This window comes from Vibrio sp. L3-7 (assembly GCF_963898195.1).
Taxonomy (GTDB): Bacteria; Pseudomonadota; Gammaproteobacteria; order Enterobacterales; family Vibrionaceae; genus Vibrio; species Vibrio echinoideorum.
In genome coordinates this window covers 13,511-27,624 of sequence record NZ_CAWQUW010000006.1, presented here as the reverse complement: position 1 = coordinate 27,624, position 14,114 = coordinate 13,511, and the positions used below count along the sequence as shown (strand labels likewise).

Sequence of the window (14,114 nt, the reverse complement as noted above, 5' to 3'; positions counted from 1 at the left end):
GATTTGCTCTATATAATCCTAATTCAAAAGGTTAGGGTGAGCATCGTATCGGTATCTTGTAGTATATATAATACAAATTAAATGATACATAACAAGCTTTCTTAAAGGATTTACCAATACCATTCAAATACAAATTAGATACAAATATGTATTGATGAGATCGTGATCACGGATTAAATGTCTTGAAGTTGTATTATTCATGGCGTCGGCAGGGACGACTGTCGTACTAATCCGTGACTATGGGACAAAAGGTTATGAAACTTACTACTCTAACTAATAAGTCGCTCGTAAATCTGCAAACTACGTTTAGCAGTCGAGAAGAAGCGATTTACGCACTTGCTGACCAACTGGATCAGCAAGGCAAACTGCATAACAAGCAAGAGTATCTTGATGCAGTATTTGCTCGTGAAGAGCAAGGCCCGACAGCGCTTGGCGAAGGCCTAGCAGTACCGCATGGCAAGACTGACGCGGTTAAAGAAGCTGGCTTCGCTGTAGCAACGCTTAAAGAAGACATGAAATGGAAAGGCTTGGATGAAGACGAAGATGTAAATCTTATCTTCCTAATTGCGATTCCAAATGCAGAAGCGGGTTCTACCCACATGCATCTGCTTACTGCATTGACAACTACATTGGTTGACGACGATGTTCGCGAAGCGGTATTAAGAGCGACCACAGCCGATGAAATTTTTGCGCTGCTTGATGGCGACAACCAGCAAGAAGATAAACAAGACAAATTAGATACAAATGCACCGACAATTGTATGTGTTACTGCTTGCCCTGCAGGCATCGCTCATACCTATATGGCAGCAGAGTACCTAGAAAAAGCAGGAAAAAAGCTTGGTTACAACGTGCATGTTGAAAAGCAGGGCGCAAACGGTATTGAAGATCGCTTAACAGCTGAACAATTAAACAATGCAGTAGCGTGTGTCTTTGCTGCCGAAGTTGCGATTAAAGAAGTTGAGCGTTTCAACGGAATACCTCGTGTAGAAACACCAGTAGCGAAGCCTATCAAGCACGCTGAGAGCATTCTAAATGAAGCGGTTGAAGAATCGAAAAAAGGTAACGGTGCCGAGCGCAAAGTTGCTACTGACGACAAGCCAAAGAAACTGCCACTGAAAACTGAGCTAAAACAAGCTCTACTTTCTGGTATTTCTTATGCAGTTCCTCTAATTGTTGCTGGTGGTACTGTTCTAGCGGTCGCTGTTCTTATCGCGCAAATTTTTGACCTGCAAGAGCTCTACGCAACAAAAGATTCTTGGTTATGGATGTATCGCAAGCTAGGTGGCGGCCTACTGGGTACATTAATGGTTCCCGTTCTAGCAGCTTATACAGCCTACTCATTAGCAGACAAACCGGCACTTGGCCCTGGCTTTGCCGCGGGTATTGCAGCAAACATCATTGGCTCTGGCTTCCTAGGCGGTGTTGTTGGTGGTTTGATTGCTGGTTACGTGATGCGTTGGGTGAAAGAGCATGTTCGCTTAGGCCCTGCGTTTAACGGCTTCCTCACTTTCTACCTTTACCCTGTAATCGGTACTTTGGTGGCAGGTAGCTTGATGCTGTTTGTTATCGGTAAACCTGTAGCGTTCCTAAACCAAGGTCTGACGGATTGGCTGAACGGTATGTCAGGCACCAATGCGCTGTTATTGGGTGCGATTCTTGGTCTGTTTGTATCATTCGACTTAGGTGGTCCGGTAAACAAAGCTGCTTACGCATTCTGTTTAGGTGCAATGGCGAACGGTGTCTATGGCCCATATGCAATCTTCGGTTCAGTAAAAATGGTTTCGGCGTTCACTGTAACGGCGTCAACCATGATTGCTCCACGTCTATTCAAAGACTTTGAGATTGAAACCGGTAAATCTACATGGCTACTTGGCCTAGCGGGTATTACCGAAGGTGCAATTCCAATGGCGATTGAAGATCCAATCCGTGTAATCGGCTCATTCTTACTAGGCTCTGTCGTTACAGGTGCAATGGTTGGTGCGGCAGGTATTGGTCTATCGACTCCGGGCGCAGGTATCTTCTCTATCTTCTTGTTACACGATTCAGGTTTGGGCGCATTCTCTGCTGCTGCAATTTGGTTCGGTGCTGCGATTGTCGGCACAGTGATTTCAACTGTTACTCTTCTGATGTGGCGTGGTCACGCTGTAAAAAAGGGTAAGTTTGAAGCAAGTACTGCAACACAGAACTAACTGAATTTTGAGCTCACTTCTAGCTCGCAATTAAAACACCATATAAAAAATAACGAACAACTTGGCTGTCCTAAATACCTGTGCTCCTAGCGGTTTTATTCACACAGATTCTGGGCGTGGTTTTCTGCACCCTAAATTTAGTGGCAGCCAATTTTAACCCTTTGAAAAAAATTAATTTAGTCGTATTTGAGTTCGAACTTTAGTTTTACTCGAAGCGATACATTTAGGTAAATGATTATGACTACATCACGCGTACACATTACTCCTCACATGCACTGGGATCGTGAATGGTATTTCACAACAGAAGAGTCTCGCATCCTTCTTGTGAACAACATGGAAGAAATCATGAACCGTCTGGAGAGCGATCCAGAATACAAATACTACGTTCTAGATGGTCAAACAGCCGTTCTAGAAGACTACTTCGCAATCAAACCAGAAAATACAGAACGCGTAAAAGCATTGGTTGAAGCGGGCAAGCTAATTATTGGCCCTTGGTATTCTCAAACCGACACAATGCAAGTTTCTGGTGAGTCAATTGTACGTAACATGATGTATGGCATTCGTGACTGCATGAAGTTTGGCGATGCAATGAAGATAGGTTACCTACCAGATTCATTTAGCATGAGCTCACAGCTGCCAATGATCTACAACGGATTCGATATCACGCGTGCAATGTTCTGGCGTGGTTGTTCAGAGCGTCACGGCACCAACAAAACAGAATTCTTATGGCAGTCAAATGACGGCAGTGAAGTAACCGCACAAGTGCTCCCTCTGGGTTACGCGATTGGTAAATACCTTCCGCAAGATGAAGAAGGCTTGCGTGCTCGTTTAGATAAGTACTTCCCAGTGCTAGAAAAACCATCGGTAACGAAAGACATCTTGTTGCCTAATGGCCATGATCAAATGCCTATTCAGAAAGATATCTTTGAAGTAATGGACAAGCTTCGCGAAATCTACCCAGATCGCGAATTCTCAATGAGTCGCTTTGAAGAAGTATTCGAAAAAGTAGAAGCAGCGCGCGATCAGCTCGACACAATCAAAGGCGAGTTCAACGATGGTAAATACATGCGTGTTCACCGTACGATCTCTTCTACGCGTATGGACATCAAATTGATCCACGCAGAAATAGAAAACAAGATTGTAAACATCTTAGAGCCTCTAGCATCTATCGCTTGGACATTAGGCTTTGAATACCACCACGGTTTGATTGAAAAAATGTGGAAAGAGAGCATGAAGAACCACGCTCATGACTCGATTGGTTGTTGTTGTTCTGACAAGGTGCACGCTGAAATCCTAAACCGCTACATCCTTGCGGAGGACATGGCGACAAATCTGATTCACTTCTACAAGCGTAAGATTGTCGACCACATGCCAGATCGTGAAGGTTGCGACAAACTAGCCATGTTCAACCTTTCTCCGTACGAACGTGAAGAAGTGGTTAACACAACCATCACGATCCGTGCTCAAGAATTTTCTATCTTTGATGAAAACGAAAACTCAGTTGAATACTTCATCCAAGACAAGCGCCAAATCGACCCGGGTAAAGTAGACCGTCAAATCGTTCACTACGGTAACTATGACCCGTTCATGGAGTTTGATATTCAAATCAAACGCACTGTTCCTGCGATGGGCTTCACCACGTTACACATTCAAGGTAACGAAAAGGGTGCAGTAAAAGTTGCTGAGCAGAAGGACTACCTATTAGAAAACGAATACTACCGAATTAATGTAAACGACAACGGTACTCTGACTATTTTCGATAAAGAGACAGAGCAAGTATTCGATCAAGTACTCCGTTTAGAAGAGGGTTCTGATGACGGCGATGAGTACGACTACTCTCCATCTCGTCAAGAATGGTTACTGTACTCAGATGAATTCCCGGTAGAAACATCGATTGACCATCAAGGCTTCCAATCGGTCGCGAACATCGCATTCCACATGAACGTGCCTGCAAACCTGGCGGAGCGTGAAGAACGCATCGGTCAAAACGGTTTTGTAGAAGCGCAATGCCAAGTGGTGTTGAAGCAAGGCTCTCGCCGCATTGAAGTGCGCATGGAACTAGACAACCAAGCCGACGACCACCGTGTACGTGTGCTAGTACCAACACCATTCGTATCTGAAACTGTGGTTGCTGATAATCAGTTCGGTTGCATTACTCGACCAACCAATGACCCGGCAATGGCGGTTTGGGAAGAAGAGAAGTGGAAAGAAGCGCCAGTTCCTGTGTATCAGTTAATGAACTTTGCTGCGCTAGAAAACGGCAAAGCGGGTATGGCTATTATGTCGAATGGTCTGCGTGAATTTGAAGTGATTGCATCTCAAGGTGACGAAAATAGAGATACCTTCGCACTGACACTATTCCGCGGTATCGGCGTGTTAGGCAAAGAAGAGCTATTGCTTCGTCCGGGTCGTCCTTCAGGTATCAAGATTCCGACCCCTGATTCACAAGTGCGCGGCAAGCTAGTGTGTGAATTCACGCTGTGTGGTTTCTCTGGTAACCACATTGACGCAAACGTCATGGCGCAAGCACGTGACAATGTCACTCAAATCGAATGCTACAACAAGATCCCTTACAACGCGATGAAGCTAAACGTGGGTGAACAGAACCTTCCGATGAGCTTCAGCCTTCTGTCTAAGCAACAATCAGGTGCTGTGCTGAGTGTATTGAAGAAAGCGGAAGATGAAGATGCGTTGATCATGCGTATCTATAACCCGGCAGAAACAGGTTCAGTGTCAGATTCAATCTCTTTCACTCAAGCGGTTTCAAGTTGGAAAGAGACAAGCATGGACGAGCGCGTTCGTGAAGGTGATGTAGCAATTGAAACCTTCGGTGATTTGTCTTTTGGCGACTTATCTTTTGGTGAATTGGCATCTTGCCAAGCAAAAACATTCCAAATCAAATTCTAATTTCAATAACCCGCTCACCTTGGTGGGCGGGAATGGTGAACGACAATGAAAATTGTAATTGCCCCTGATTCGTTTAAAGAATCACTCGACGCTCATCAAGTTGCGTCTTGTATCGAGCGTGGATTTGCTGACGTTTTCCCTCATGCAGAGTTCGTCAAACTGCCTCTCGCTGATGGTGGTGAAGGCACGGTAGACGTGTTGCTAGAGGCGCTCAATGGTAAGAAACAACGGTTGCAAACGATGGACCCAATCGGACGTGAATGCACAGCTTACTGGGCATCGTTAGAGCAGACTTTTGATGGAACTAAGGTGGAAACTGCCTTGTTGGAATTTGCTCAAGCGTCGGGCTTAGACCGATTAACGGTAGGAGAAAGAGCACCTTTAACCGCGTCTTCGTTTGGTACAGGGCTATTGATTAAAGATGCGTTAGATCAAGGCGTTGAACAAATCATTATCGGCTTGGGTGGTAGCGCAACCAATGATGCAGGTGCTGGCATTTTACAAGCGTTGGGAGGCAAGTTATTAGACCAGCAAGGCAACGAGTTATCTGGTGGCGGCGGCGAATTAAGTCAGCTAGCAAACATCGATCTTGATGGGCTGCATCCGAGATGCAAAGAAGTCACGTTCGTGGTCGCGTGTGATGTGAATAATCCATTGTGTGGCGAAAGCGGAGCAAGTGCCGTGTTTGGTCCTCAGAAAGGGGCTTCACAAACTCAAGTTGAACAACTTGATGTTGCCATTGGGCACTTTGCCGATATCGCTCAAACCCATATAGGCGTTAATCATCGCGACAGCAAGGGTTTTGGTGCTGCTGGTGGTACGCCTTTAGGGTTAAGCCTGGCATTCAATATCCAAATTAAAGCGGGTATTGAGATGGTACTCGACGCTTTAGATGCGGATAAGGTGCTTGAAGGCGCTTCACTGGTCGTGACCGGAGAAGGACAGATGGATAACCAAACTCTGCAAGGAAAAACACCTTTTGGTATCGCACAGCGAGCTCTTAAGCAGAACATTCCAACCATTGGTATTGCTGGCTCCTTGGGCAAAGACGTTGAAAAGCTTTATGACTCAATGTCTAGCTTATTTGGTACCGTACGCTCGCCGCAGCCTTTAGACCAAGTTTTATCAGAAGCGAGCCATAATCTGACTCGTACTGCCCGTAATATCGCAGCCACGCTCAAGCTTGGCGGCCAGATTTTTAATGAGAAGTAATTATGTCTCTATTCAAACTCGACAACGTTATCCAAAACTACGCATGGGGCAGCAAAGACTCCATAAACCAATTGTTTGGTATTGTTAACCCAAAACAAGAGCCTCAAGCTGAAATTTGGATGGGTGCTCACCCTAATGGTTGCTCAAAAGTAGGCGATACAGGTGAGCCGCTTTCTCACATGATTGATGAAAATAGAATCGATGTTTTAGGCGGGTACACGGCGGCACGTTTCGGTGAACTACCTTTTTTATTTAAGGTGTTGGCCGCTGAAACACCGTTGTCGATTCAGGTTCACCCAAATAAACGTAAATCTGAATTAGGTTTCGAGCGAGAGAATGCACTTGGTATCCCTTTGAATGCGTCTAATCGTAATTACAAAGATCCAAACCATAAGCCTGAACTTGTCTATGCGCTAACCTTCTACAAAGCGATGAATGGCTTTCGTCCAATCGACGATATTATTGCCTTATTCGAAGAAGCGGATATTTCTTCGTTAGCGATTGAGCTTAATGTACTTAAAGCCAATGCCGACAGTGATTCTCTGAAGTCTTTCTTTAGCGCAATTATGTCGCTTGAAGGTGAACGTAAAGAAGCCGCACTTGATGAGCTTTATGCTGCACATGCGCGACCAGCCAAAACGGTTATGGGGCGTGAAGCTCTGCAATATAGCAAAGAGTTCAAACAACATTACCCGGGTGATATTGGTTTGTTTGCACCATTGATGCTTAATACGGTTGAACTGGCACCTGGTGAAGCGATGTTCCTATTCGCAGAAACCCCACACGCTTATGTTCAAGGTACAGGCTTGGAGATCATGGCAAATTCAGACAACGTGTTACGTGCTGGCCTCACACCCAAATATATAGATGTTCCTGAGCTTATCGATAACACGATCTTTGAGCCGATTAAGCCAGAAGATATTCGCCTTAAGCCTGTATTAAAAGAGGGCAAGATGAGCTATCCAATTCCAGTGGATGACTTTGGCTTTGATATCTTGTCTGCGACCGATGAAAGTAAGTCACAGTATTTACGTAGTGCAGAGATCTTGTTCTGTGTGGAAGGTGAGGCGACAGTGACTTCAGAAGGTCACACTGTTTTTCTTAAGCCCGGAGAATCAGTCTTTGTAAGTAGTAATTCAAGTGTTTACCAATATCAAGGGAATGGCATTTTGGCTCGCGCTTTTAACTAGTGCCCCCGTGCTAGCGATCAGCAAAAGAAATGTCAGAGTGCCATTGTAAAGTGGTACTCAATATTGGATTGATGGTTGTTACCTATCTGTCTTTGACAGTCATGATTATTGACCATACCCGCTACTCTGGCGGGTTTTTTCATGATTAGAATGAGCAGATATAAGCCTGTAGAAAAGACAAACCCTGCGATTAGAGCAGGGTTTTTTATTGAATTAGCACTGAGTGACTGGTTAGTCAATGTGCGTCATTTTATTAAGCTCAAAGGTTTCAATACAACCTTCGGTCGCAGCTATGTACTCAGCGATGTGTTGGCTCGCTAAGTGTTTCTCTAGATGAGCTTCAGACTCCCAGTTCTCATGAAAAACAAAGTGAGCCGGGTTACTGTTATCTTGGTGCAGATCGTAGTTGATGCAGCCGTCTTCAACACGGGTTTTGTCGATCAATTTAATCATCTCTGATTTAACTAACTCAATCTTATCTTCTTTAGAGACGATTGTTGCAATAATAGTTAGCTTACCCATTCTTTATTCCTCGGCGTTCCACTCAATAAGTGCAAGTAATATAAGTATAAATTCAGATAGAAAAAAGAGTTCTGGGATCCAATAACTATGGTTCTTGGCATCCACAATTCAAGTTTGAAAGCGTAAAGCTAGTGGCGAGTAAGTTACGCTCATAAAAAGCCCTCAAAGCAAATTAAGGGCTTTTGGGCTCTCAATTGAATGGGTTATTTATTGAAGTCAGCTTTGATCCAAATCATACGGTGATCAGAAGAAACATCCTTTCCGTTACCATTATCACCAATTCGTGAGTCATTGAATAGCTTGCGTCCTTCTTCATACGAAGCTGACCAATAAACACCAGATTCAACAATGTTCAATGAAGCTGACGGCAGTGCGTAATCAACAGCAAGTCCAAACGTCGAAGTGATACGGTTTGGCTGTGGGTGAGATGATGATTTATCGACGGCATGCTCAGCAGCACCGTAACTTGTCGGATATAAGCTGCCGTTGGTGAGATCTTGGTTAACTAATGCATCGTTGTGTAAGTCTTGCATCATAGAACTAATACCGTCGCCATCCACTGGGTCTAGGTTTTGATCGCCCATCATGACAAAATGTTTGCCTTGTTCTAAGCCGCCAGTTTTTCCAGAATCATCATAGATAAACGACTTGTTTTGGATGTATTGGTGCCAGAAGTCGACTTCTGCAGCATTCTGTTCAATGTTCTTACCCACATCGAAAGCAGGTGGAGTAGGGTGAGACATCAGCAAGTGAACGGTTTCTGTTCCATCTTTGGTACGAATAAGTATTGGCGCATCAACGTGGTTCTTTGAAGATAAACGAACTTCTGCCCACTCTTCAGCTGTGTACCACTCGTCGCCACAGTCCATGCCGACAGGGAATTTACTAGGATCGTCGCAAACAGTGATCGTTGGAATCGTCGCACCTTCAAGGTCTTTCCATTTGAACTCTTGGAATGTACGAGTGTTGGCTGTATCGATTTCATATTTTGACATTAGAGCAAATGCGTATTGCCCATGATACAAACCGAAGCCCCACGCATCCCCTGGCAATGTTCCAGCGTTACCATCATTGTCTAAATCAAAACCAAATTCGTTCAGTAAACCTGTATTAGTTGAGTAGCTTTCAAAGTATGGGTATGAGATTGGCTCTAGGTTCGCATCGCCGCCTGCACCTTCAATACTTTGAGCGACAGAGAGGTAGTTCTTTTGAAAACCTTCTAACGCTGATTTATCAGTACCTGTACCGTCATTGTTAAATTCAGCCATCATAAGCACGTCAGGGCGATTCTTTTGAATCACAGCTGCGACGTTGCGGATCTGAATAACTTTTGCAGCTGTTTCTTTGTCAGCGGCGCTAATTGTATTATCCAAATAATCGGACACTAACGTCGCTTGAACACTAGGCTCAATTTGCATTTCTGCAACAAGAGCTTCAAAGGTTGTGCGATCAAAAGACAGATTGTAAGTTGCAATCTTAACTTCTTCAGGTTGAACGTAATCAGTGTCACTGCTGCAACCAATTAAAAGAGCAGAAGAGATGGCGAAAGCGATAGATGTTTTTAACAATTTCATAAAATGGATCCGCTAATTGCTTGAAAGAATTTAGGGAGGCAAATCTTATGGGATGAACATCGTGCTGTAAGTGACTCTTGTCACAATGAAAGATCTAGGTCGACATTGTGTTGCATTGAAAATGTGACATTTGGAACTAGTGTCTGTTATTAGAATAAAGACTTAAAATTCATGTATTTAATTAGATCTGTGAAATAAAAAAGCCCTCATAGCAAGATGAGAGCTTTTGAATAAGAATCAAACAGCGTTGTTATTGGGGTGTTAAGCGTATGGTTTTGCCTTAAGCATATTGTTCCACTGTCATCGCCCAATTTCTCTTTTGCTGCTCGAAATTCATTTTGATTTGTTGGTAACGAACCTTAAGTACAGAATGCTCGTATTTCTTCACAACGTCTTCGCGTTTACTTTCAAGTAGCTGCTTTTTAACTTCGTAATATTCGTTCATATTTGATACGAGTGCATCGAACTCTGCCTGAAGCTTGTCCGCGATTTGTTGTTTGTCGGCACGGTGCATGATTTTCTGCTGTGTGCGTTTAAGTAGCATTGTCGCTTCTGCTTTTTCGATGCGAGCTTGAGGCGTTTTCTTAAGCTTACTTGCTAGGCCCATCAATGAAGCACTCTTAATCAACCATTTAGTTGGATCGTATTGCCACCAGTAAATACCGTTGCGGTAGTCGTTTTCAAAAATGTGGTGGAAGTTATGATAGCCCTCACCAAAAGTGAGTACTGCCAACACACCGTTATCACGAGCAGTATTTTTGTCAGTAAAAGGTTGGCTACCCCAAATGTGAGCAAGAGAATTAATGAAGAATGTAGTGTGGTGGTTAAGTACCAAACGAACCGCACCCACGATTAGCAACATACCAATCACATCGCCATAAATAACACCTAATGCGATAGGAACACCAATGTTCATCAGTAACGCTAGCAGAACGTAGTGCTTGTGCTGCCACATCACGATTTTGTCTTTTTTCAGGTCACGACAATTTTCGTAATCTGTATACATTGCAGTGTTGTAGTTACGGATCATCCAGCCGATGTGTGAGTACCAGAAGCCACGTTTGGCTGAGTATGGGTCTTTGTCGTTGTTGTCGACATGCTTATGGTGCACACGGTGGTCAGAAGACCAGTGCAGCGCGCTGTTTTGCAGAGCAAAAGCACCGCCCAAAGCAAACAGGAATCTTAGGCTTGAATGCGCTTCAAACGCTTTATGAGACCATAAGCGGTGATAGCCTGTCGTGATAGACAGGTTACAAAAAGTAAAACAGATCGCTAGCCATATCCAGTGCTCCATACCATAGCCAAAAAAGTAGCCATAAACGGGAGCCGCGACCACAGCAAGCAGCATACTAGAAGAGAATACAAAAATATTTAGCCAGATTAACGGCGGCTTTTTGGTTGATGGTTTGTCGGCACTATTCATTAGCAAATTTCCATTGGGCTTACATCTGTGCGCTAGAATATCAGCGTACACGTGTAAGTCAATATTGAAAGTGTAAACGTGTATTAGTATGTTTTGCTTAAATATTGTATAAAGGTAGTGTGAAATGTAGTAGCAAGTCATAAATGGAAGTACTAAGGGCTAATAAATGGAAATTAAGGTAGCTGAATATAAAGATTATGAGCGGATTGCCCAATTACACGCAGATAGCTGGAAGCTATATTACCGTGGCATTCTTGCTGATGATTACCTAGAAAATGATGTTTTGGAGGACAGATCTGTTATTTGGCAGACTCGTTTGATTAATCCTCCTTTCAACCAACATGTTTTATTGCTTGAAGAAGGTGGTTTACTGGTTGGTTTTGTCTGCGCGTTTGGTAATCACAATTTTGAACGTGGTACGTTCATTGATGCATTACATGTAGACAACAATTACCGCGGAAGAGGTATCGGCAAACGTTTACTATCTGAACTGACTAAATGGTTACAGCAATATTATGCGGATTCAGGGCTTTATCTAGAGGTGATGTCTGAGAATCACCAAGCCATTGGTTTTTATCAAGCTATTGGTGGGAAAGTAGAGCTAGAAAAGGTTTGGAATGCGCCATGTGGAAGTCAAATTACCGAGAAAGTGATCTCTTGGAGTTCTCCACAAGAGCTAGAGAAAAATACGATGAGTACGGTATTCTCCTAAAACGAGTATATACGATTGACGTACCGTGTTTGAGACCAGATAAATGAAAAAGCCCCAGACTGATTAAGTCTGGGGCTTTTTGTTTTTAAGCTTCGCATAGTTGATAAAGCGAGTTTGGAAGTACAGGAAAGCTATCTTTATTCCGTCCATGAAATGCAGTTTCGTCCATTTTTCTTTGACAAATAAAGAGCTTGGTCTGCATCGTTAATCAATTGCTCTACAGAGCCTAGTGCCTGAGAAACGTGTTTAATTCCGATTGAAACGGTCACTTCAAATCTGAGTTTATTGGCGCAAGTTAAGAGATGTTCTCCAAGGGTTAGAATATTTGCTTTGTTCTCACCTTGTATGATAATCAAAAACTCTTCGCCGCCGTAACGAAAGCAAGTACTGTGTTTTGGTAACGTACCTTGAATCGCTTCAGCTAGATCTTTTATGACAAAATCACCAGTTTGGTGGCCGTAAGTGTCATTGATTGATTTGAAGTGGTCGACATCGATCATGATTGTGGTCATTGAAAGTTGTCGGTCGATATTAGGTTCGATAACTTGATGCAAATATAATCGGTTGTAACAACCTGTTAGCGCATCTTTATATGAAAGAGCTTCATATTCGTTAGACTGTTTGCGCAGTTGTATCGCTTGTTTACGCAGTTGTTCTGATTGAGTAAAGCGTTTATGCACTTCAAAATCTCGTCTCAAACAAGCAGCTGCAATCAAGATATAAGCGGATATATATACTGAAATAGTTTCAATTTCATGATTAGGTTCAGCTGCATACAAGGACGGTGATAGGCCAATAATATAGCTCAAAAATATAAAGGTAAGTGCCGTTATACTGTAACGCGCCGACATTCTTGAAAACGTACCCACATAGATCATGACGAGAATGATGCCACCTTGATAATCAAAATCCCCTAATTCGATAGCGAAACGGCCTACGTAAACTAAAAATAGAGCACTGATGATTAAGAATGCGGCTTCTAACCTTTGCAACGAACTGGGGCGGTGTTTAATGCAGTAGGATGCGCTAAACCACATGGCAATAACGATTATTGCTCTAAGAAGAGCTGGCATGATGCATTCAGCGCCGAAGTGTATGAGGTCGGTGACCATGAATGCAAAAAATATTGTGATTGGTATGTAGATGGATTTTACGTACGGCAAATAAATTTCATTGTCGAAATAGGTTTTAAATCTCTGATTTTTGAACCCAGAATAAGCACGCATTGAGAAGTTAGCCGAAATTGATACACAATAATTTGCGTAGTATGTCACAGTGTTTGTTATTGTAAACGGCAGTTTATATCGATTTGTCAGTATGTTAGCTAGATCAACAAACGTTGAGGGGAAATATTCACGTTCTACCGAAAATAGAACGTGGATATCTTAAAGGCTGGTGTAAGAGTGGTTTATAGAAACTAGCGGAGATTAACGCTTGTTCTTTAAGTAACGCTTACGGCGTTCTTCTTTTTTCTTTATTTGTTGCTCGGCTTTTAGCGCAGCCGCTTCTTCAACTTCGACTAACTCTTTAGTAATCATCTCTGGTAGCTCTAGCGTTACTTTACCTAAAGTACCGCTGCGAAGTTCGTGAAGAAGGATTTCAGAACATTTGTGAATGTCTATATGACCACCGGCTCGAAGTGCTCCACGCTTACGACCAATAGCTTCCATCAATTCGATGTCAGACTCTGGTAGTTCTTCAATTTGGTAACGTTCTTTAAGTAGGTTCGGGTACTGTTTCGCTAGGTACTCCACCGTGTAGAAGGCCACTTCATCGTATTCCATTGCTGTATCTTTAACAGCGCCAGTGGCAGCTAAACGGAAGCCACTGTGTGGGTTTTCCACTTTAGGCCAAAGGATTCCAGGAGTATCAGAAAGGATTACGCCATTCTGAAGGTTGATGCGTTGTTGACGACGAGTTACAGCAGGTTGGTTACCCGTTACCGCAATCGTACGTCCAGCCAAACAGTTGATGATGGTCGATTTACCCACGTTCGGGATACCCATAATCATCGTTCGAATGTTCTTACCCATTTGTTCACGGTGCGGTGCTAGTTTACGAACTAGTTCCATGACATGGTTAACTTCTTCTTTTACGCTGGTGGTAATCGCAATCGCTTTAACGCCTTGCTCTTTCTCGAAATGATCAATCCAAAGTTGAGTTAATTCCGGATCGGCAAGGTCGCGTTTGTTCAACACTTTTACACAAGGCTTATCGCCGCGCAGTGAAGAGATCATTGGGTTTTCGCTACTAAACGGAATACGAGCGTCCAGCACCTCGATGATCACATCAACTTGTGGGATAACTTCTTCGATTTCTTTACGGGCTTTATGCATGTGACCCGGAAACCATTGAATAGACATAGAGATAAACCTTGATAAATAT

At 43.3% G+C, this 14,114-nt stretch carries 10 protein-coding genes; 5 read left to right on the top strand and 5 right to left on the bottom strand.

Going from position 1 to position 14,114, the window contains the following annotated elements:
- The first annotated feature begins 254 nt into the window (after positions 1-254).
- The 4 genes from mngA to manA all read left to right on the top strand — a co-directional run bounded on the left by mngA (position 255) and on the right by manA (position 7,498).
- Positions 255-2,189, top strand: coding sequence for a PTS 2-O-a-mannosyl-D-glycerate transporter subunit IIABC (gene mngA, locus AACW75_RS06285; protein ID WP_145570789.1), 1,935 nt, complete (start codon positions 255-257; stop codon positions 2,187-2,189).
- Between the two features lie 237 nt (positions 2,190-2,426).
- The gene (mngB, locus tag AACW75_RS06280; protein WP_145570791.1) at positions 2,427-5,096 is read left to right on the top strand and encodes a mannosylglycerate hydrolase; all 2,670 of its coding nucleotides are present in this window, start codon (positions 2,427-2,429) and stop codon (positions 5,094-5,096) included.
- 45 nt (positions 5,097-5,141) lie between these two features.
- Entirely contained in the window at positions 5,142-6,308 is a 1,167-nt protein-coding gene (locus tag AACW75_RS06275; RefSeq protein WP_145570793.1) for a glycerate kinase, read from the top strand.
- 2 nt (positions 6,309-6,310) lie between these two features.
- Entirely contained in the window at positions 6,311-7,498 is a 1,188-nt protein-coding gene (gene manA, locus AACW75_RS06270; protein WP_145570795.1) for a mannose-6-phosphate isomerase, class I, read from the top strand.
- Positions 7,499-7,729: 231 nt separating this feature from the next.
- Here manA and AACW75_RS06265 read toward each other — a convergent pair whose 3' ends face one another.
- From AACW75_RS06265 to AACW75_RS06255, 3 genes are all read right to left on the bottom strand, one after another.
- Positions 7,730-8,020: a putative quinol monooxygenase gene (locus tag AACW75_RS06265; RefSeq protein WP_145570798.1), complete on the bottom strand. Its 291-nt coding sequence runs from the start codon at positions 8,018-8,020 to the stop codon at positions 7,730-7,732.
- 203 nt (positions 8,021-8,223) lie between these two features.
- Complete coding sequence (locus AACW75_RS06260) at positions 8,224-9,594, bottom strand: endonuclease/exonuclease/phosphatase family protein (RefSeq protein ID WP_145570800.1); 1,371 nt, start codon at positions 9,592-9,594, stop codon at positions 8,224-8,226.
- 280 nt (positions 9,595-9,874) lie between these two features.
- On the bottom strand, positions 9,875-11,017 hold the full coding sequence (locus AACW75_RS06255; RefSeq protein WP_135455116.1) for an acyl-CoA desaturase: 1,143 nt from the start codon (positions 11,015-11,017) through the stop codon (positions 9,875-9,877).
- 166 nt (positions 11,018-11,183) lie between these two features.
- Between AACW75_RS06255 and AACW75_RS06250 the strand changes: the two genes are divergently transcribed.
- Entirely contained in the window at positions 11,184-11,729 is a 546-nt protein-coding gene (locus AACW75_RS06250; RefSeq protein ID WP_135455114.1) for a GNAT family N-acetyltransferase, read from the top strand.
- A 137-nt stretch (positions 11,730-11,866) separates the two neighbouring features.
- Here AACW75_RS06250 and AACW75_RS06245 read toward each other — a convergent pair whose 3' ends face one another.
- Positions 11,867-12,892 carry a GGDEF domain-containing protein gene (locus AACW75_RS06245; RefSeq protein ID WP_145565672.1) on the bottom strand — a complete coding sequence of 342 codons (1,026 nt, stop codon included), beginning with the start codon at positions 12,890-12,892 and terminating at the stop codon, positions 11,867-11,869.
- A gap of 264 nt (positions 12,893-13,156) precedes the next feature.
- Positions 13,157-14,092: a ribosome biogenesis GTPase YlqF gene (ylqF, locus tag AACW75_RS06240; RefSeq protein WP_145565673.1), complete on the bottom strand. Its 936-nt coding sequence runs from the start codon at positions 14,090-14,092 to the stop codon at positions 13,157-13,159.
- Between the last annotated feature and the right edge of the window lie 22 nt (positions 14,093-14,114).

Coding starts and splice junctions, on each gene's coding strand:
- mngA (WP_145570789.1), top strand. CDS start 255: ATGAAACTTACTACTCTAACTAATAAGTCGCTCGTAAATCTGCAAACT.
- ylqF (WP_145565673.1), bottom strand. CDS start 14,092: ATGTCTATTCAATGGTTTCCGGGTCACATGCATAAAGCCCGTAAAGAA.
- AACW75_RS06265 (WP_145570798.1), bottom strand. CDS start 8,020: ATGGGTAAGCTAACTATTATTGCAACAATCGTCTCTAAAGAAGATAAG.
- AACW75_RS06260 (WP_145570800.1), bottom strand. CDS start 9,594: ATGAAATTGTTAAAAACATCTATCGCTTTCGCCATCTCTTCTGCTCTT.
- mngB (WP_145570791.1), top strand. CDS start 2,427: ATGACTACATCACGCGTACACATTACTCCTCACATGCACTGGGATCGT.
- manA (WP_145570795.1), top strand. CDS start 6,311: ATGTCTCTATTCAAACTCGACAACGTTATCCAAAACTACGCATGGGGC.
- AACW75_RS06255 (WP_135455116.1), bottom strand. CDS start 11,017: ATGAATAGTGCCGACAAACCATCAACCAAAAAGCCGCCGTTAATCTGG.
- AACW75_RS06250 (WP_135455114.1), top strand. CDS start 11,184: ATGGAAATTAAGGTAGCTGAATATAAAGATTATGAGCGGATTGCCCAA.
- AACW75_RS06275 (WP_145570793.1), top strand. CDS start 5,142: ATGAAAATTGTAATTGCCCCTGATTCGTTTAAAGAATCACTCGACGCT.